Source organism: Burkholderia sp. FL-7-2-10-S1-D7, from assembly GCF_001524185.1.
In the GTDB taxonomy this organism is placed as follows: Bacteria; Pseudomonadota; Gammaproteobacteria; order Burkholderiales; family Burkholderiaceae; genus Burkholderia; species Burkholderia diffusa.
The window spans coordinates 77,094-96,706 of sequence record NZ_LOWY01000088.1; the positions used below are offsets into that span (position 1 = coordinate 77,094).

Below are 19,613 nucleotides of genomic sequence, written 5' to 3' on the forward strand. Positions count from 1 at the left end.
CGATATAAATCGATAAATTATTCGGTGTACGTCATTAAGTCTTGCGGCCGCATGTCGTGACTCGCGTCATGCCGGCGGCTGAAAGGCGGCAACCTTGTTCCGGCCGGTCGCCTTCGCGTAGTACAACGCCTCGTCGGCTGCCTTGATCACGGCGTCGGCCTCGGCATCGTGCTCGGGCGTCCAGCTCGCCAGGCCGATACTGGCCGTGACATGCCCGTATTCGCTGCCGGCGTGCTCGATCGGCAGCTCGTCGATCGCCGCGCGAATCCGCTCGGCAATCTGGGCGGCGCCCGGCCCGGATGTGTCGGGGAGCAGCACGACGAATTCCTCCCCGCCATAGCGGGCCGCGGTATCGGCCGGCCGTCGGATGTTCTCGCCGATGCAGCGCGCGACCGCGGCCAGCGCGTCGTCGCCCGCCTGATGGCCGTAGGTATCGTTATAAGCCTTGAAGCGATCGACATCGACGAACAGCAACGAGAAAACCGATCGTGCGCGCCGCGCGCGACGCCATTCGCGATCCAGCACTTCCGCGAAGCTGCGGCGATTGTTCAGGCCGGTGAGCCCATCGGTGCGGGCGAGCAGCACGAGTTCCGACTCGGCGCGCATCCGGTGCCGGAGCTGCGTGCCGAGCATGAAGGACACCGCGATGAACGCGGCGCCGAACGTCGCCACCAGCGCGCCGATCGTCACGGCGCGGTGCCGCCATGCCGCATAGATATCCTGCTCCGCTTCCGCGACCATGACGATCAGCGGCAGCTTCCGCAGGTGCCTGAAGTAGTACAGGCGACGCACGCCGTCGAGCGACGCAGTTTCGGAGAACACGCCCTCACGCGCGGCCTGGAACCGCTTGAACGTCGCGGCCTTGCTGATGTCGCGACCGATGGTGTGGACGTCGTACGGCTGACGCATCACCATCACGCCGTCGTCGCCGATCAGCGAGATCGATCCATGTTGTCCGAGCGACAGGCCGGCAAACAGTTGATGGAAATACTCGAGGTTGACCGCGATGAGCACGACGCCGGCAAACGAGCCGTCGGGGTTCGAGATCCGCCGCGTGAGCCCGATGCTGAGCGAGCCGCCGCGCAGTCGGGACAGGAACGGGTCGCTCACATAGAGTCCTGTATCCGGATTGTCGCGGTGGACGGTGAAGTACTTGCGATCGGCGAAATTGCCGCGGCGCGGCACGTCGCTGGCGGAATCGAGGACGATGTTGCCGCCGGCGTCGAGTACCAGCATCGAGCCGAGAAACTGCGCCGTCATCGCGTTATCGAACAGCACCGCGCGCCGCAAGCTGGCGGGCGCCGCCATCAAGTCGTGACGTTGAAGCCCGGCGATGACCGCCTGCAGCGACAGGTCGTAGAGTTCGAAATTGCGCTCGATGTCGCGCTCGGCGATCAGTCCCAGATTGCGGGACGTTTCGCTCGCCCGCTCGAGCGCGTCGTTGCGGCTCTGGAACAACTGCAGCACGCACAGACCCATGAGCGCGCAGGCAATCACGACACCGATCACGACGATCGTGTGGGGAGCCGCCGACCTGAATTGCATGTGTCTCCTCGATGATCACGCTCGTGCGCGGCGCACGACGCGATTAGGTCATACTAAATAACGCGCGGTGGCTTATCAAGCGCGGATGCCCCGATCACGGCGCGGCAGTGGCATGCCATGCCGGGTTATTGCCCAACCGGCCCTCACATGTCCGGGTCCGGAATCCTCGCCGACTGGATCACGACCAGCGTATCGCCCGCCTCGATCCGGCACGGCGGATCCTCGTAGAACGAATGGATCTTCCCGCAGCGGTCGAGCCCGACGACGATTGCGCCCGGCACGACGTTCGTCATGCAGCCGATCTCGTGCGGCAATGCCTCGCGCTCCAGCAGCGTCGCCCGCCCGCGCGTCGACAGCATGTCGTTCACGAACGGCACGATGTAACGGCTATGCACCGCGTCCGCGAGCAGCAGCGCGCCGATCTTCGTCGACGACACGATCACGTCCGCGCCCGCCTGCCGCAGTTGCCGCTGATACAGGTTCTCCTGGATCCGCACGACGATCTTCGTCTCCGGCGCGATGCTGCGCACCGACAGCGTCAGCAGGATCGCGGTCGGGTCGTCGGTCACCGAGATGATCACGGCCTTCGCCGCGCGCACCTGCGCCTGCTGCAGCAGATCCTCGTGCGCGGGATCACCGAGCAGCCCGGTCACGCCGAGCGACGTCGCGGCCTCGAGCGCCTGCTGCTGCGCGTCGATCACGATGATCGTCGACGGATCGACGCCGCTTTCGAGCAGCTCGCGCACGGCGATCGACCCCGACAGGCCGTAGCCGCATACGACGATGTGATCGGACAGTTGCTTCTGCAGGCGTTTCATGCGCAATTCCTCGATGACGCGCTGGATCACGAACTGATATGCCGTGCCCAGGAAGATGAACCAGATGCCGATGCGGATCGGCACGATGAAGAACGCATCGATCAGACGCGCGCGCGCCGTGACCGGCACGATGTCGCCGTAGCCGACCGTCGCGACCGTGACCATCGTGAAGTACACGAGGTCCGCGACGTTCATCGGCGTGCTCTTGGTCGAATCGCGCAGGCCGTCGCGATCGAGATACAGCACGAGAAACGCGAGCATGCACAGCACCACGACCGCGCCGAGACGGAACAGCAGCGTGCGCCGCGGCGACGTCGCCGGACGCGTGAACAGCGTGCGCGCACGCGGCGCCCGCCATGGATCGCGGGTACGACGCAGGCGTGAGCGCAACGAGCGGCGCTTGTCGGAGGGCGTTGCCAACGGGGAATCTCCTGAAGATTGCGGGCTCGATTCTACGACGGGAACACGCAAGCACGTCCGCTACAGCATGCTGCGCGGCCGGACCATCGTCCCGTCGGCGAAACGCCGTGCACGGAACGCCGACAGGTCGAGCGACGGCTCGCCCGCATCGACCCATTCGGCCAGCAGCCGCCCGACGATCGGCCCCATCGCGAAGCCGTGGCCGCAGAAGCCGGTCGCGATCGCGAGCCCGGACGGCGTGCCAGGCGCGTCGATCACCGGAATTCCGTCGGGCACCACGTCGATCAGGCCGCCCCAGGCCTCGACGATCTGCGCGTCCTTCAGCGCGGGAAAGATCGCCTTCAGCTTCGCGAGCGCGCGCGGCGCATGCGCGCGATTCGGCTGCGGCTGCGGATCGCGCGGCTCGATCGCGCCGCCGCCACCGCCGATGCGCGCGCGGACATCCCGCCACGCCGCCGCATTCAGATGCAGGCGGAACTTCTCCCGCTGCGACCAGAACTCCGGCCAGAACAGGCTCAAGCCGCGCAGGTGGCCGAGCGTCAGGTCGACGTCGACCTGCATGTCGTCGGCGAGATTGATCGCACCGTTCCTGCGTTGCCGAATGCCGAGGCCGTGCCCCCAGATCGTCGACGCGGACACGTCGGGCAGCACGTTGGTGCGCATGCAGGTGCCGCGCACGGCCTGCTGCGGCAGCCGGATGCCGACGCCGTCGAGCAGCCGGAAGCTGGTCGCGCCGGCCGCGCAGATCACGCGTCGCGTGCGGATCGTGCCGCGCTCGGTCACGACGCCGACGACCGCGCCGCCGGCCGTCTCGATCGCCGTCACGCCGCAGCCTTCGAAGAAACGCGCGCCGGCTTCGGTCGCGCGCGCCGCGAACGCGGCGGCCACACGGCGCGGCTCGGCCTGCCCGTCGGTCGCCGTATACAACCCGCCGAGCGTGCGCGCTTGCGCCGACAGGCCGGTCACGCGCGCGTCGATTTCCGCGCGTGTCAGCGTGCGCGTGTCGAGCCCGTGTTCGCGTGCGACCGCGAGCCACGCCTGGAACGATGCCCAGTCGTCTTCGTCGTCCGCGATATAGAGGCAACCGCCCTGCCGCCATTCGAGATCGAAGCCGAGCGCCTGCTCGAGCCCTTCCCAGATCCGCATGCCGGCCATCATCAGCGGCACTTCGGCGGACTCGCGGCCCTGCTGCCGCACGAAGCCCCAGGCGCGCGTCGATTGCTGGCCGGCGATGCGCGACTTGTCGAGCACGACGGCCTTCAGGCCGCGCAGGCCGAGGTAATAGGCGGCCGCGCAGCCCATGATGCCGGCGCCGGCGATCACGATGTCGGCTTCGGCCGGAAACGCCGTGTCGGCGTGCGTCAATGTGTCATGCAGCGGATAGGTTGTCGTCATTGTTCTGGGTTGGCGTTGATACGTCGGGCGCATCCATCGACGCTCGCGATGGCATGCACCGGATCATGCGGTCGGGTTCCGGACGGGGCTGGCGAAGGTGCGGGACGCGCGATGAACGGTCCGGCCGCGGCCCCGCTGCCGGTCGTTTTCCGCTCATCGGCCGTCCCCATTTTTTCGCCTTGACGGCGCTATGTTACCGCGCGATAAACTGTACATCCATACAGTATCGCTGCAGTAAAAATGATCCTCCCCCCATTCGATCCCCCGAAGCTGAACGACCTCACCGAATGGTGGACGACGTGCACCTACGCAGACGTACAGCGCCTGATACTCGAAGTGCAGCACCTCCGCCTGACGCTGTGGGAACTGAAAGCGCACGTCGCGGATGCGTCGCGCCGGATCCGCGTGCTGGATCCGGCCATGCTCGCGCATGGCTCCGCGCTGCGGCGGCTCGGCTACCTGCTCGACAAGGAGATCGAACGCGCGAATCCGATCGGCCGCTCGCGCGACGTGTATGCGCCGTTTTCGGATGAGTGGCGCGCCCGCGAAGCGCTGCGCTGTGCATTGCGTGCGCGGCCCGAGCCCGCGGAAGCCGGCACGCTCCCGCACGCGATTCCGGAATTTCAGCGCGTCACCTGGGCAGAGCTTCGCGATCGCTGGCGTCACCTGAGCGACAAGCAATCGAGCCGGCAGAACATCGAGCAACGCATGGTGCTCGAGATCGCGCGCCAGCGATCCGTGATCCTCGCGCGCGCGAGGAAACTCGTCGATGCCGCGATAGCCGAAGCAGCGGCGGAAGGCACGCAGCTGTTCGCGCTCGATCAACTCAAGCGGTTGCTGTCGGTCGAGCGCGAGGACGGCGAACCGTTCACGTACATGCCGGCGTAGGCCGATCGCATTCGGCCGCCGTCGATCGATGGTCGCGATAGCGCGCGCGTCGATCCATCGGTTCGCACTTCTCAAGAGATGAGATGCACACTGGGGGATCGCCGTGTAACCGACGATCCCGCGGTGCTTCGCCGATGCCATCCACGCCGGGCATTCGGAACGTCCGTCGTGGTTTTCGCGTTGAATGAGCGTGCCCGTCCCGCACGGGCGAACGACGCGCTAGGCGTAGCGGCTCAGCCACTCTTCGGAGAACTTCTTCGCATAGGCGACGGCCTCCGCTTCGGTATCGAATTCGCCCAGCTTGCGGAATGCCGCCTCACGGCTGAAACCCAGCTTCGTGACCTCGACCTGGGCGGCGTACTTGCCGTCCTCCGTCACGCGGGGTTCGCAGTTCATCTCGTACCCGCGCATCACAAATTTCTTCTGCATCGCTTCAACACTATTTTGAGACCGCGAAATCGTAGCACGGGCCCCCGCCGCATTCACGCCCGCTCCCGAAGCGGGGCAGCATCGGTTTTTTTTTAGAGTAAACCGTCAAACAATCCGCGTATAAGATGCGGCTCCGTCGAGCCCGGCGCACGACGTCCTGTAAAAATTTGTCGCGGCCGGAGTGACATGATGCCGCGGTTCCCGATCATGAATTCGCCCTACCCTGGTGCATTTCGTCGGTAGTGCGGCGCAATTACGTGCGGCCAGACGCGGAATCGTGGCCCGGCCCCGCGCGATCCGTGCCTGAAGGTTGCGAGCGGGGCAACGGCGCGCGGCACACGCCGCCGGATCCTGCGTTACCTCGTGACACACCTTTCACAGAAACGCACCTTTCGCGACATGGAATGACCATCGTTTTGCGGTAAAGTTATCTTTTCCGCGCGTGGCCGGTCGGCTCGCCCCTGGACGTCGTCAAGACTGTCCGCCGAGACTGCCGCAAGGCGTCGTTCTGAACGTCACGATCCGTTCCCGTAGCATGACCACTGAAGCAATCACCACGGATTCCCTCGCGGTTGCCGAGCGCGTGCGCGAGCTAATGACTCGCAACGGCATCGGCAAGCGCCAGCAAACCACCGAGCTGTGCCGCATCCTCGACCTGAGCTTTTCGCAGGGTCACCGCAAACTGCGCGGCAGCAGCCCATGGACGCTCGCGCAAATCAAGAAAGTCGCCGAAGCATACGGCGAGCCCGCCGCTCAACTGTTCGGCGCGCAGACACTCGACCCCGGCATGGTCGGCGCCTATTCGCAGGAAGCCGTCCTGTACGCCGGTGTCGCCGAAATTCCGTGTACCGCCTGGATCGGCGCGCCGCTCGAGGCCGGCGCGCGCCCCGAGTTCGTCGCGTACGAACAGAACGGCCGCTGGCGCGTGCTGCGCCATACGGGCGTGCTGTACCAGAACGCGTACGACGTGCACAAGATCGAGATCTATCCGCGCCGCGCGGAGAGCGACAAGCTCGTCGTCGCGGTGATCGATCCCGATCGCGTCAGCGCGACCGAGCTGTGTCGCTATCTCGAGCGGCAAGGTTTCGCGACGGCCGCATTCGACGGCCTCGCGCCGTTCGTCGACGCGCTGCAGGGCCAGGCGTTCGACGCGGTCGTCACCGAATGGCTGTTCGACGACAGCACGGCCGCCACCGCGATCAAGGCCGTGCGCACGTCCGACAATCCGGGCGCGCCCATCTTCGTGCTGACGGGCGACCTGCTCACGGGCCGCGCGAGCGAAGCGGACATCAGCGAAGTGATCCGCGCATTCGACGTCGTCTGCTACGAAAAGCCCGCACGCATGGCGATCCTCAGCGCCGATCTCGCGAAGCGGCTCGCACGCGGGTAATTCCCGCACGCACGCCCTCTTTCGCATGGCTGGCGCCCGCGCGGCGCGGCGGCCGTGAACAGGTTCCTCAGTACAATAGCCGGACCCTGTTCACGACCGGCCCGCGCCGCCCGACTTCATGGCCCGCCTCATTCCCGACGACTGGAAAAACCTCGCCGCCACCGGTGCGGCCGAACGCGAGCGCGAGACGCTTGCCGCCCTCGAACACGCGCTGCCGGACAGCTACACCGTCTATCACGGCGTGCACTGGACGCGTGCCGACCAGGGCTTCTCGGTGTTCGGCGAAGCGGCGTTCGTCGTCGTGAGCCCGGCCGGCCGCGTGCTGCTGATCGAGCAGAAGGCCGGTTTCCTGCGCGAAACGCCGAAGGGGCTCGTGAAGGTCTACCTGCAGAAGGAGCGCAACGTCCCGATCCAGCTCGCGCGCACGCAGGAGACGCTGCACCGGCGGCTGACCGCCGCGCTCGGCGCGGGCGTCTACGGCGTCGAGGCGCTGCTGTACTGCCCCGACTACGCGATCCGCGAGACGGCGATCGCTGGCGTCGCGGCCGACCGCATCGTCGACGCGTCGCGCAAGGCGCAGCTCGCGCAGGTGATCCTGCAGATCCTGCCCGAGCACGACGAACCGTTGCCGAACGCAGCGAAGCTGCATCATTTCCTCGCGGACGAGCTGGCGCTCACGCCCGACACGAGCGCGCTCGTCGGGCAGGCCGGCACGCTCGTCACGCGGCTGTCGGGCGGGCTTGCCGCGTGGGCGCGCCAGCTCGAGTTCACGCCGTTCCGCTTGCACGTGACGGGCACCGCCGGCTCGGGCAAGACGCAGCTCGCCGTGCAGGCGATGCGCGATGCGGTCGCGGCCGGCAAGCGCGTGCTTTACGTATGCTTCAACCGGCCGCTCGCCGACTACATCGCGCGCATCGCGCCGCCCGGCGCGAAGATCGCGAACTACCATCAGCTGTGCGACTGGGTGACCCGCGATGGCGGCTATACGCCCGACTTCGACGCGCCCGGCGCGTTCGAGCGGCTCGAGGCGCGCTTCGCGGAAGCGCCGGTTCCGGAACGCTGGCGCTTCGATGTACTGATCGTCGACGAAGGACAGGATTTCCACGCGCCGTGGGCGGACGCACTGGAGCGCCTGCTGGCGCCGGACGGCGCATGGTGGTGGCTGGAAGATCCGCTGCAGAACCTTTATCTGCGCGAGCCCGTCGCGCTGCCTGGCTGGGTCACGCTGAAGGCGCTGACGAACTACCGCAGCCCGCGCGACCTGCTCGAATTCGTGCGCGACGTCGTCGGCCGCGTCGAGCCGCTCGCGGCCGAACTGCGCTCGGGCAGCCCGTTCGACGGTTCCGATCCGTCGGTGTCGTCATACGGGGAAGACGGCGCGGGCGACGCGCTCGCCGAAGCGTGCATCGACGCGACCAAGCGCGCGATCACGCACGCGCTGTCGCTCGGCTTCCGCAAGCAGGACATCGCGGTGCTGTCGTATCGCGGCCGCGAGAGCTCGGTGCTCGCGCGGCTCGACCAGCTCGGCCCGCATCGGATCAAGCGCTTCACGGGCAAGTACGACCTGTTCGGCAACCCTGAATATCGCGAAGGCGACGTGCTGCTCGATTCGATCTATCGCTTCAAGGGGCAGTCCGCACCGTGCGTGATCCTCACCGAGATCGACTTCGACACGCTCGATGCGCGCGCGGCCCGCAAGCTGTTCGTCGGCGCGACGCGCGCGACGATGAAGCTGCTGCTCGTCGCGTCGGCGCGCTCGGCCGCGCAACTCACGGGCGGCTGACGCGGCGGGCGGCGGGCGCGCGAGACTGACCGCCCCGCCCGCCGCACGTCACGTGACGCGAAACGCCCCCACCGCGCGGCGCAGCCCGTCGGCCTGCTCCTCGAGCGAAGCGGCGGCTGCCGCCGCCTGCTCGACCAGCGCCGCGTTCTGCTGCGACACCTGGTCCATCTGCGACACCGCGCGGTTCACCTGCTCGATCCCGTCGCGCTGCTCGTTCGACGCGGCCGCGATCTCGGTCATGATGCCCGTCACGCGGCCGATCGCCTGCTGGATGTCCTGCATCGTCGCGCCGGCCACGCCGACCAGCCGCGACCCCGTCGCGACACGCTCGACCGACTCGCCGATCAGCGTGCGGATCTCCTTCGCGGCCGACGCCGAGCGCTGCGCGAGCGTGCGCACTTCGCCCGCGACCACGGCGAAGCCGCGGCCCTGCTCGCCCGCGCGCGCGGCTTCGACCGCCGCATTCAGCGCAAGGATGTTGGTCTGGAACGCGATGCCCTCGATCGTGCCGATGATGTCGGCCACCTTCTGCGAACTCTGGTCGATCTCGTTCATCGTGCCGATCACTTCGCCGACGACCGTCGCGCCGCGCGTCGCGATCTCGCTCGCGTTGTCCGCGAACGCCTGCGCCTCGACCGCGTGATCGGCGTTCTGCTTCACGGTCGCCGTCAGCTGTTCCATGCTCGCGGCCGTCTCCTGCAGCGCGGACGCCTGCTCCTCGGTGCGCTGCGACAGGTCGGTGTTGCCGGCCGCGATCTGGTGCGTCGCGGTCGAGATCGCTTCGGAGCCCTGGCTGACCCGGCGCACCGTATCGGCGAGGCTGCGCTGCATGCCCGTCACGCCCTTGACCAGCTCGGCCATCTCGTCGCGCGACGACCAGCGCACTTCCGACGTCAGGTCGCCGTCCGACAGGCGGCGGAAATGCGACAGCAGACGGTTCACCGGTTGCGTGATCGCGAAATGCAGGCCGATCGCGCAGCCGAGGCACGCGGCGAGACCGAACGCAATGCCGGCGATCGCGCCCGCGCGCATCCAGCCGTAATAGGTCTGCGCGGTGTCGTAGACGTCCTTGCCGCGCGCGGCCTGGTACGCGTCAAGCGCATCGGTCGCCTGCGTGAGCGCGACCGACAGCGGCGGCGCGACCGTCATCAACAGCCGGTCGGCATCGTCGCGATGCCCCGCGCGGATCGCGTCGATCAACGGCTTCAACGCCTGTCCGATCAGCGCCTGGCGCGCGGCGTCGAGCCGCGTCGCGAGCGGGCTTTCGTCGCCGTCGTGCGGCATCGTCGCATAGGTGCGCCACGCGGCGTCGGCCTTCGCGAGATAGTTCTCCGCCTTGTTGACGAGATCGGGCACTTCCGGCGCCTCGGGATGCAGCAGCGCGCGGTCGAGCGTGGTGCGCACGATCGTCAGGTTCAGGCTCGCGGCGGACAGCGCGGTCTTCGCGGCCAACTGGCGCGTATAGGCCTCGTCGAGCGCACGGTTCGAGCGCTGCATGCCGGTCAGGCCGATCAGGCCCGAAACAACGAGCAGCACGGCGACGAGGCCGAGCGTGGAAAAAATCCGCGTACGGATCGAGAAGCGGGAAAACAGGGCGTTCAGGTTCATGACGGGACGTGAGCGGTAAAGAGTGCCGCGGCAATCGGTCCGCGGCACTCTGGATTACGGTTAGCCTGCAAAAAACTTGAGCCCCGCCCGCTGCCCGGCTGACCGTGATCAATTTTGCGGCAGGCAATCTTCTGTTACCGATGCAACAAATCCAGATGCGGCAGAAATTGACCAGGCAATAAATTGACTCTATATTTCGACCCATTCCCTGCCATGGCAGATATCTCGATGAGAACCGATACCTTCCTTGCCCCTCCGGCCGCCGAAGCGGCCCGTCGCGACGCACCGACCGGGCTGATCGTCGCCGCGCTGCTGCTCGTCATGCTGCTGTCCGCACTCGACCAGACGATCGTGTCGACCGCGCTGCCGACCATCGTCGGCGAGCTCGGCGGCCTCGACCAGCTGTCGTGGGTGGTCACGGCGTATTTGCTGTCGTCGACGGTCGTCCTGCCGCTGTACGGCAAGCTTGGCGACCTGTACGGCCGCAAGATCGTGCTGCAGGCGGCGATCGTGCTGTTTCTCGCCGGTTCCGCGCTGTGCGGCATGGCGCAGGACATGACGCAGCTGATCGTGCTGCGCGCGCTGCAAGGGCTCGGCGGCGGCGGGCTGATGGTCGTCACGATGGCCGCGATCGGCGACCTCGTGCCGCCCGACCGCCGGGCGCGCTATCAGGGGATGTTCGGCGGCGTGTACGGCCTCGCGACGATCGTCGGACCGCTGCTCGGCGGCTTCCTGGTCGAACATCTGTCGTGGCGCTGGATCTTCACGATCAACCTGCCGCTCGGCTTCGTCGCACTCGGGGTGATCGGCGTCGCGTTCCGGCCGCACACCGCGCACGTGAAGCACCGGATCGACTATATGGGCGCCGCGTTCCTCGCAACGGCCCTTACCTGCGTGATCCTGTTCACGAGCGAAGGCGGATCGCTGCTGCCGTGGTCGTCGGCGCAGCTGTGGATGACGCTGGTGCTCGGCGTAGTCGCGATCGGCGGCTTCATCTACGAGGAACGGCTCGCGGCCGAGCCGATCATGCCGCTCGAACTGTTCCGCCAGCGCACCTTCGTGCTGATGAGCCTGATCGGCTTCGTCGTCGGCATCGCGCTGTTCGGTTCGGTCACGTTCATTCCGCTCTATCTGCAGGTGGTGAAGGGCTCGACGCCGTCGCAGGCCGGGATGCAGCTGCTGCCGATGATGGGCGGGATGCTCGCGATGTCGGTCGCGAGCGGCCGGCTGATCTCGCGGCTCGGCACGTATCGGCCGTTTCCGATCGCGGGGACGCTGATCGGCGGCATCGCGATGGCGCTGCTGTCGACGCTGACGCTCGACACGCCGCTGCACACGATGTACGCCTACATGGCGCTGCTCGGGATCGGGCTCGGCATGGTGATGCCGGTGCTCACGCTCGCCGTGCAGAACACGGTCGAGTTCCGGCACATGGGGGTCGCGACGTCGGGCGCGACGCTGTTCCGCTCGATCGGCGGCTCGCTCGGCGTCGCCGCATTCGGCGCGCTGTTCTCGCACGGGCTGCAGTCGCGAATCACGCAGGCGCTGCCGGCCGGCACGGAGCTGCCGCCCGCGCTCGGTCCGGCGGTCGTGCACCAGTTGCCGGATGCGGTGCGCGAGGCGTACCTGCATGCGTTCGCCGGGTCGCTGCACGTGGTGTATCTCTCGGCCGCGGGCGTGATCGCGATCGCTTTCGTGCTCGCGTGGTTCGTCGAAAGCGCGCCGCTGCGCAAGCATCACTGATCGGCGGGCACGCAGCGGCACCGTGGCTCCGCCGCCTGCCCGCGGATCGGCGCAGCGAGACGACCGTTCACGACGCGAGGTCCGCCGTCACGGCACCAGCACCACCCCGCCCGTCGTCTGTCGCGATTCCAGCAAACGATGCGCGTCGGCCGCCTGGTCGAGCGGCAGCCGCGCGCCGATCTCCACGTGCATCCCGCCCGAGAGCCGTTCGAGCGTCGCGCGCGCCGCCTCCCGATACCCCGCCACGTCACGCGCGATGAAGCCCAGCACGCTCGGCCGCGCCAGCGCGATCGAGCGGGCCGGGCCCAGTTCATCGAGGTCGATCGTCTGCCGGGCGCCAATCGCGGCAACCTGCCCGATGCTCGCGACCATCCCGAACGGCCGGACCGCGCCGAGCGTGCGCGTCAGCACGTCGCCGCCGATCCCGTCGATCGCATAGTCGACGCCCGCGCCGCCGCCGAACGCACGGGCCGCCGCGACGAAATCCTCCTCGCGGTAGTCGACCACCACTTCCGCCCCTCGCGCGTGCACCAGTGCCGCCTTCGCGGCCGAGCCGACCGTGCCGATCACCCGCGCGCCGAGCGCGCGCGCCCACTGCGTCGCCAGCAACCCGACGCCGCCGGCCGCCGCGTGCACGAGGACGGTGTCGCCGGCCCCCACGTGGCGCACGCGGTGCAGCAGCATGTAGACGGTAATGCCCTTCAGCAGCCCGGCCGCGACCGCGTCGTCGCTCACGCCGTCGGGCACGGGCACCACGCGCTCGGCAGGCAGCGTGCGCAGGCTCGCGTAGCTGCCGGTCGGCAGCCCCGCATACGCAACGCGCTGGCCCGGCACCAGCCCCGTCACGCCGTGCCCGACCGCATCGACCACGCCGGCCGCCTCGACACCCAGCGCGTCCGGCAGGGCCGGCAACGGATGCGCGCCGGTCCTGAAATAGATGTCGACGAAATTCACGCCGACGGCGGTCTGGCGAATCCGCACCTCGCCGGCCCCGGGCGGCACGACGGGCGCATCGACGCGGCGCAGCACGCCGGCGTCGCCGTAGCGGTCGATCCCGATCCGGGTGGCAGTGGCAGTCTGGGTCATGACGTTCCTCGCAATCGAATGATGTGACACGATCATCCCATCGTGCATAATCGATCGGAATTCCCGTTTCACGCCCATCTACCGTGCAAAATTCGACCGATCCGACGCCGGCGTCCGCGCCGCCGATGAGCTGGGACGACCTCCGCTATTTCCTGGCGGTGATGCGCGGCGGCAGCCTGTCGGCCGCCGCGCGAACGCTGCAGGTCCAGCACTCGACGGTCGCCCGGCGCATCGATGCGCTGGAGTCCGCGCTCGGCATCCGGCTGTTCGACCGGCTGCCACGCGGCTGGCCGCCGACCGACGAAGGCCTGCACCTCGCCGAGCATGCCGCGCGCGTCGAAGCCGACGTGCATGCGTTCGCGCGCGCCGCGCAGGGGGCGGCGGCGCTCGACGGTGTCGTGCGCGTGTCGGCGTCGCCGGTATTCGCGAGCCACTTCCTCGCGCCGCGGCTCGCCCGCGCGCAGCGCGCATGGCCCGCGCTGCGGATCGACCTGATGGGCGAGATGCACGCGGCCAACCTCTACGCGCGCGAAGCCGACCTCGCGGTGCGCCTGTCGCGGCCGAGCGAGCCGGGGCTGGCCGCGCGCCGGCTCGGCACGATGCGCTTCGCGCTGTGCGCGTCGCCCGACTGGGCCGCCGCGCCGCCCGACACCTGGGCATTCCTCGGCTACGACGACGCCCTCGCACAAATGCCGCAGCAGCAATGGCTCGAGCGCTTCGCGGCCGGGCGCCGCTTCGCGTTCATCGCCAACGATCTGGCCGCGCTCCATCGCGCCTGCGTGGCCGGCGCGGGCGTCGCGTTGCTGCCGCGCTTTCTCGTCGACACGTCGGCGACGGATGCGGACGCGGGCACGCCGGCTGCGGCCGATCCGTCGCTGTCGACTGCCGCCGCGCTCGTCGAGTTGACGTCTGCGCCCCGATGCGATGTCGAGCGCGAGATCTGGCTCGTCGTCCACCCGGACGTGCGGCGCTCGCCGCGCGTGCAGCGCGTCGCGGATGCAATCGCCGACGCGGTTCGCGATGCGGACGGCCATTTGTAGGCGCGGCTTCTCCTGGCCGCGCGACGCGACCCATGCCTTTACGGCGCCGCCTCGCGGCCGGCATAGTAGCGGTTTCGTCCGCCCGTTCCGCCACCATGCCCGCCGCCCCCGCCTGCGTCGTCCGCGACGCGACCGATACCGATCTCGCCGCCATTCACGCGATCTACGCACACCATGTGCGCCACAGCGTCGCGTCGTTCGAGGAGACGCCGCCCGACGTCGGCGAACTGCGCGCGCGCCGCGACGCGGTGCTGCGTCACGAGCTGCCCTATCTCGTCGCGGAATGCGACGGCCGCATCGCCGGCTACGCGTACGCGACGCCGTATCGCACGCGCAGCGCGTACCGCCACACGATCGAGGATTCGATCTACATCGACGACGCGCAGCGCGGCCGCGGCATCGGCCGCGCGCTGCTCGCGGCGCTGATCGCGCGGTGCGAGGCCGGCCCGTGGCGGCAGATGATCGCGGTGATCGCCGACGGCGGCACCGGCGGCTCGACGTCGCTGCACCGCGCATTCGGCTTCGAGCCGGCAGGCGTGCTGAAGGCGGTCGGTTTCAAGCACGGCCGCTGGATCGATACCATGCTGATGCAGCGCGCGCTCGGCGACGGCGCACGCACCCTTCCCGCCTCGCCCGAGCCTGTCGCGTCGCGCTAGAATGGCCGCATGCCAAAACAGACTCCAACCATGCCAGACGAGGCCGCACCGGATTCCCGCAACGAGTACACGGTCGACGAACTCGCGCGCGTGTCCGACACGACCGTACGCAACGTCCGCGCATACCAGGATCGCGGACTGCTCGCGCCGCCCGAGAAGCGCGGGCGCGTCGGCATCTACGACGACACGCACGTCGCCCGCCTGAAGCTGATCAACCACCTGCTCGCGCGCGGCTACACGCTGTCGAACATCCAGGACTTGATCATGGCGATCGACGAGGGTCACGACCTGCGTTCGATCCTCGGCCTGGAAAACGCGATCGGCGGCCGCTGGTCGCACGAACTGCCGAAGACCTATTCGCTCGCGCAGCTCGCGCAGATGTTCGGCCCGCAGACGGCGTCGCAACTGTCACGCGTGACAGAGCTCGGTCTGCTCGAACGGCGCGGCCTGTCGTTCGTCGCGAAAAGCCCCGCACTGCTCGAAGCGGCAGCCGCGATGACCAAGGAAGGCATCCCGCCGCGCGAGCTGCTCGACGTGATCAGCCTCGCGCGGCCGCATTTCGACGCGATCGCGCGGCTGCTCGTCGATCTCGTCGTGAAGCGGCTCGACCGCTACGACGCCGGCACGCTGCCGCCGGTCACCGACGTGCCCGCGCTCGTCGACGCGATCTGGCGCCTGCGCCCGCTTGCGGCCGTGTTCGTCGAAGGCGAGACGAACCGAGCGCTCGAGACGGCGGCAAGCGCCTATCTCGGCGGCCGCGTCGCGACTATCCTCGACAAGAAGCTCAGCGACGAAGCGGCACGACAGGCCGGCACGCCCGATCCGCAAGGCGACGGCGACAAAGCATAGGACCGCCGCCGTCATATTCATATCGGCAATGCTTCGTTTGCGGGCCCGACCGCCCATGCGACGATTCTTCCAACCGAGCGGCACGCGTCGCTCCCCGAAGACGTTTCGCATGGAGTCTGTTCGATGATTCGTTTCACCCGCTGGATCACCCGCGCCGCTGCGACGGCGCTCATCGCCGTCGCAGCCACATCCGCGTTCGCGCAGGGCGGCGCCGACAAGGTCGTGCGCATCGGCTACCAGAAGGCCGGCCTGCTGTCGATCATCAAGGCGCAGGGCTCGATTGAAGCGCGCCTCAAGCCGCTCGGCTACGACGTCCAGTGGTTCGAATTCCCGGCCGGCCCGCAACTGCTCGAGGCGCTGAACGCGAACAGCATCGACTTCGGCTATACGGGCGCGCCGCCGCCGGTGTTTGCGCAAGCAGCCGGCGTGCGCTTCGTGTACGTCGGCGCGGAGCCGCCGTCGCCGCACAACGAAGCTGTGTTCGTGAAGGCCGATTCGCCGATCCGCTCACTCGCCGACCTGCGCGGCAAGAAGGTCGCGCTGCAGAAGGGTTCGAGCGCGAACTACCTGCTGCTCCAGGCGCTCAAGCAAGCGGGTGTGCGCTACGACGAGATCCGCCCCGTGTACCTGCCGCCCGCCGATGCGCGTGCTGCGTTCGAGAGCGGCAACGTCGACGCGTGGGCCGTCTGGGATCCGTACTACGCAGCCGCGCAGAGTTCGCTGAAGATTCGTACGCTGTCCGACTACACGGGTCTTACGCCCGCGAACAACTTCTACGAGGCGACGCGTGATTTTGCCGAGCAGCATGCCGACGTGATCGGCGCGCTCCTGAAGCAGGCGCGTGAGACGGGGCTGTGGGTCAACGGGCACCCAGCCGAGACGGCCGCGCTGATCGCGCCGAAGGTCGGCCTGCCGCCGCCGCTCGTGGAAACGTGGATCAAGCGCGTGCCGTTCGGTGCGGTGCCGATCGACGAGAAGATCGTCGCGGTGCAGCAGGGGGTGGCCGATGCGTTCTACGCCGCGAAACTGATTCCGCAGAAGCTGAGCGTCGCGGATAACGCGTGGACCGACAAGCGTGTGGCAACGGCTTCGGTGGCGAAGTAACGGGCGACGCGCACTCATTTGGAAAAGGCCGACGGGTGCCCTGCCCGTCGGCCTTTTTCGTTCTTCGTGGATTTTCGGGGGAATGTCGAATGTCGGGCGCACTGTCGGCGTTCAGCCTTCTTCCAGCACTTCTGAACTGCCATCACACGTCGATTCCGCGAGGACAATTGATCTTCTGCGCGTGGTCCGGTGAGGTAGCTACGGACGTTCGGCTATCGTGCGGTATCTCGCGGCCGGGCCCGACGCGTACTTGCGGGTTCGGCCAGAAAGAGTCATACGCCGTCTCGCCGAGCCGGACCTGCTGGCGACCGCTTTGTCTCATGAATCGACGGGAACTTCCGGATTGCCGCTATCGAGACTATGGTTCTCTTGTATTCCTGTCCCGCTTCGGGGCAGTAGCCCATTTGACGGAACCGAAATACGAAGTGCCAAAGTAGAGGCGGCTCGCCCGGATGTTCCGTGTTTCGCCCTGTCGCATGCATCGGACTAGTCGGCGGATTGCGTACCGCGCTCCTGCCGCCGGGTCGCCAGATCGGGCGCAAGCGCTGTCAGGCTTCACCGACGGCCGGCGCGTGCAATGCGACATCGGCCACCGCAACGAACCATTTGAAAGGATCGATCATGCCTGCATTGGTGGAAGCGACCAAGGACGCCATCGAAAGCCTCTTGCCTGAGCTCGAAGCGATCTACAAGGACCTGCATGAGCATCCCGAACTGTCGATGCAGGAAGTGCGCACCGCACGTATTGCAGCCGATTATCTCGAAAATGTCGGCTATGACGTTACGCGGGGAGTCGGCGTGACCGGCGTCGTGGCGGTGTTACGCAACGGCGACGGTCCGACTGTCATGTTGCGCGCCGACATGGATGCGCTTCCGATGGCAGAAGCGACCGGATTGCCGTATGCCAGCACGGCGAGAGCGAAGGACGAGGATGGCCTCGAAGTGGGCGTCGCGCACTCGTGCGGCCACGACATGCACGTGACCTGGCTGATGGGTGTGACGCATCTGATGGCTGCGCACCGGGAAGCCTGGCGCGGCACGCTGATGGCTGTCTTTCAGCCGGGCGAGGAAGTGGCGCGCGGCGCCCGCAACATGATTGACGACGGCATGGCCGAACGCTTCCCGAAGCCTGACGTGATCCTTGGCCAGCACGTCATGGTTGGCGCGGCGGGCACGGTCGGCTATCGGAGCGGCACGATTCTCTCGGCCGGCGACAGTTTGAAGGTAAGGCTGTTTGGACGCGGTTCGCACGGATCGCAGCCACAAACCTCGATCGATCCGGTCATCATGGCGGCGTCGACGACGCTCCGTCTGCAGACGATCGTATCGCGGGAAATCTCCCCGCGCGATAGTGCGGTGCTGACGATTGGTGCGCTGCAGGCGGGAACGAAAGAGAACATCATCCCCGACGACGCGACGCTCAAGCTCAACATGCGCACATTCGACGAAGACGTGCGCGAATACATGCTGGGGGCGATCCGTCGCATCTGTTGCGCGGAATGCATGGCTTCCAACGCACCACGCGAGCCCGAATTCACGACGCTCTCGAGCTATCCGCTGACGATCAACGACGCGCAGACAACCGAGCGTGTGCGGGCGGCTTTCGAAGCACACTTTGGCGAGCGCGCCTACGAAACGCCCCCGGCAGCGGCGAGCGAGGACTTCAGCGTATTCGGGCGCGAATGGGGCGTGCCATATGGGTTCTGGTTCATCGGCGGGACCGATCCGGATACGTTTAGAAAGGCGTTGGCAGAGAAAAAGCTCAACGAGATTCCCAGCAACCATTCGCCGAAGTTCGCGCCGGTACTCGACCCGACGCTGCGTACGGGGCTGGAAGCGATGCTATGCGCGGCCGGGGCGTGGCTCGACAAGCGAGATGCACCGGCGTGAATTCGCACGCGGCCTACTTCACCCTCGATCTGGTCGGGACTTTCGTATTCGCGATGAGCGGCGCTGTTGCCGCTCGCCAAAAGCGGCTGGACCTGTTCGGCATCTTGTCCATCGCGTTCATGGTGGCATGCGGCGGCGGAATCGTGCGTGACGTCTGCATTGGTGCGATTCCGCCGGCAGGGCTTTCAAACTGGAGATATCTGGCGGCTTCCGTGCTCGCGACCGCGGTCGCGATTTTCGCGTATGCGCCGGTACGCCGTCTACGGCAGCCCGTCCTCTTCTTCGATGCGATTGGGCTCGGCCTGTTCGCCGTTGCGGGTGCGCAAAAGGCACTGAGCTTCGGACACAATGCGGAGCTCGCCATTTTGCTCGGGATCGTGACTGCGGTCGGCGGCGGTGTCATGCGCGACGTCGTGCTTTCGCGCCTGCCGGCCATTTTGGACCGCGAGGTCTATGCGACGGCTGCGCTCGCCGGTGCGGGCACACAAGTTCTGTTCTCATCGGCGCACTGGACGCAGTGGTGGACGCCATGGTTCGCGACAATCCTCTGCGTCGCCATTCGGCTTGCTTCGCTTCGGTTTGGCTGGCGCTTGCCCACCTTTCGTGGGCAGCGCGCCAGCGAGCTTCCCGACGACGAATAGCCGGCGTGGACGTGCGAATCCGACAACACCCAGGTCCTCACGATTGCATGTTTACCGCGCGCAGGTCGGCTCAAGGGAGGTGCGGATTCGTGCTGCCCTTGCAAGTACAACGCGATGCACTCGATTGATGTTCCTGATCACCCACCGATACTGCATACCGCGCTGCGCGTGACCCGATCCAGACAAGAAAGGTTCATCGCGGATTTCCAGGGAACGGGGAGGAACGTCGGCGTTCGGCCAGATTCGGTCACTCGACCCTCGTTGACAGTTCGAGATACAGAAGCCGACGAAGGTGTCTCCCGACGGATGCTTCCTGCTTAAAAGCCCG

16 protein-coding genes are annotated in these 19,613 nt (G+C 67.4%); 10 read left to right on the forward strand and 6 right to left on the reverse strand.

Features of this window, described 5'->3' with window-relative positions:
* Positions 1 to 66: 66 nt before the first annotated feature.
* From WS75_RS26430 to WS75_RS26440, 3 genes are all read right to left on the reverse strand, one after another.
* Complete coding sequence (locus tag WS75_RS26430) at positions 67 to 1,545, reverse strand: sensor domain-containing diguanylate cyclase (RefSeq protein WP_059684837.1); 1,479 nt, start codon at positions 1,543 to 1,545, stop codon at positions 67 to 69.
* A 143-nt stretch (positions 1,546 to 1,688) separates the two neighbouring features.
* A complete protein-coding gene (locus WS75_RS26435; RefSeq protein ID WP_059684838.1) occupies positions 1,689 to 2,783 on the reverse strand; it encodes a potassium channel family protein in 1,095 nt (364 codons plus the stop codon).
* A 60-nt stretch (positions 2,784 to 2,843) separates the two neighbouring features.
* Positions 2,844 to 4,178, reverse strand: a complete 1,335-nt coding sequence (locus WS75_RS26440) for an NAD(P)/FAD-dependent oxidoreductase (RefSeq protein ID WP_059684840.1) — start codon at positions 4,176 to 4,178, stop codon at positions 2,844 to 2,846.
* Between the two features lie 240 nt (positions 4,179 to 4,418).
* On the opposite strand from WS75_RS26440, the gene WS75_RS26445 reads away from it, so the two are divergent.
* Positions 4,419 to 5,066, forward strand: coding sequence for a hypothetical protein (locus WS75_RS26445; protein WP_059684843.1), 648 nt, complete (start codon positions 4,419 to 4,421; stop codon positions 5,064 to 5,066).
* A 219-nt stretch (positions 5,067 to 5,285) separates the two neighbouring features.
* Here the strand turns inward: WS75_RS26445 and WS75_RS26450 are convergent, their stop codons facing one another.
* The gene (locus WS75_RS26450) at positions 5,286 to 5,495 is read right to left on the reverse strand and encodes a hypothetical protein (protein WP_006759801.1); all 210 of its coding nucleotides are present in this window, start codon (positions 5,493 to 5,495) and stop codon (positions 5,286 to 5,288) included.
* Positions 5,496 to 6,030: 535 nt separating this feature from the next.
* Here WS75_RS26450 and WS75_RS26455 point away from each other — a divergent pair.
* Together WS75_RS26455 and WS75_RS26460 are read left to right on the forward strand one after the other, a co-directional pair.
* Positions 6,031 to 6,885: a helix-turn-helix domain-containing protein gene (locus WS75_RS26455; RefSeq protein WP_059464640.1), complete on the forward strand. Its 855-nt coding sequence runs from the start codon at positions 6,031 to 6,033 to the stop codon at positions 6,883 to 6,885.
* Positions 6,886 to 7,003: 118 nt separating this feature from the next.
* The gene (locus WS75_RS26460; protein ID WP_059684846.1) at positions 7,004 to 8,668 is read left to right on the forward strand and encodes an ATP-binding domain-containing protein; all 1,665 of its coding nucleotides are present in this window, start codon (positions 7,004 to 7,006) and stop codon (positions 8,666 to 8,668) included.
* 48 nt (positions 8,669 to 8,716) lie between these two features.
* Here WS75_RS26460 and WS75_RS26465 read toward each other — a convergent pair whose 3' ends face one another.
* The gene (locus WS75_RS26465) at positions 8,717 to 10,276 is read right to left on the reverse strand and encodes a methyl-accepting chemotaxis protein (RefSeq protein WP_059684849.1); all 1,560 of its coding nucleotides are present in this window, start codon (positions 10,274 to 10,276) and stop codon (positions 8,717 to 8,719) included.
* 228 nt (positions 10,277 to 10,504) lie between these two features.
* Here WS75_RS26465 and WS75_RS26470 point away from each other — a divergent pair, with 228 nt between their 5' ends.
* On the forward strand, positions 10,505 to 12,019 hold the full coding sequence (locus WS75_RS26470; RefSeq protein ID WP_059684873.1) for an MDR family MFS transporter: 1,515 nt from the start codon (positions 10,505 to 10,507) through the stop codon (positions 12,017 to 12,019).
* A gap of 87 nt (positions 12,020 to 12,106) precedes the next feature.
* Here WS75_RS26470 and WS75_RS26475 read toward each other — a convergent pair whose 3' ends face one another.
* The gene (locus WS75_RS26475) at positions 12,107 to 13,105 is read right to left on the reverse strand and encodes a quinone oxidoreductase family protein (RefSeq protein ID WP_059684875.1); all 999 of its coding nucleotides are present in this window, start codon (positions 13,103 to 13,105) and stop codon (positions 12,107 to 12,109) included.
* A 125-nt stretch (positions 13,106 to 13,230) separates the two neighbouring features.
* Between WS75_RS26475 and WS75_RS26480 the strand changes: the two genes are divergently transcribed.
* The 6 genes from WS75_RS26480 (at position 13,231) to WS75_RS26505 (ending at position 19,285) form a co-directional block, all read left to right on the forward strand.
* Positions 13,231 to 14,145, forward strand: a complete 915-nt coding sequence (locus tag WS75_RS26480) for a LysR family transcriptional regulator (RefSeq protein WP_059684878.1) — start codon at positions 13,231 to 13,233, stop codon at positions 14,143 to 14,145.
* A gap of 95 nt (positions 14,146 to 14,240) precedes the next feature.
* Positions 14,241 to 14,801: a GNAT family N-acetyltransferase gene (locus WS75_RS26485; RefSeq protein WP_059684852.1), complete on the forward strand. Its 561-nt coding sequence runs from the start codon at positions 14,241 to 14,243 to the stop codon at positions 14,799 to 14,801.
* A gap of 9 nt (positions 14,802 to 14,810) precedes the next feature.
* Positions 14,811 to 15,650, forward strand: coding sequence for a MerR family transcriptional regulator (locus tag WS75_RS26490; protein WP_059684854.1), 840 nt, complete (start codon positions 14,811 to 14,813; stop codon positions 15,648 to 15,650).
* A gap of 123 nt (positions 15,651 to 15,773) precedes the next feature.
* Entirely contained in the window at positions 15,774 to 16,754 is a 981-nt protein-coding gene (locus WS75_RS26495) for a sulfonate ABC transporter substrate-binding protein (RefSeq protein ID WP_059684857.1), read from the forward strand.
* Between the two features lie 621 nt (positions 16,755 to 17,375).
* The gene (locus WS75_RS26500; RefSeq protein WP_059684880.1) at positions 17,376 to 18,644 is read left to right on the forward strand and encodes a M20 family metallopeptidase; all 1,269 of its coding nucleotides are present in this window, start codon (positions 17,376 to 17,378) and stop codon (positions 18,642 to 18,644) included.
* Positions 18,641 to 19,285 (forward strand): trimeric intracellular cation channel family protein, encoded by a 645-nt coding sequence (locus WS75_RS26505; RefSeq protein WP_059684859.1) that lies wholly within the window; start codon positions 18,641 to 18,643, stop codon positions 19,283 to 19,285. The genes WS75_RS26500 and WS75_RS26505 overlap by 4 nt, the downstream gene beginning before the upstream one ends.
* The last annotated feature ends 328 nt before the right edge of the window (positions 19,286 to 19,613 follow it).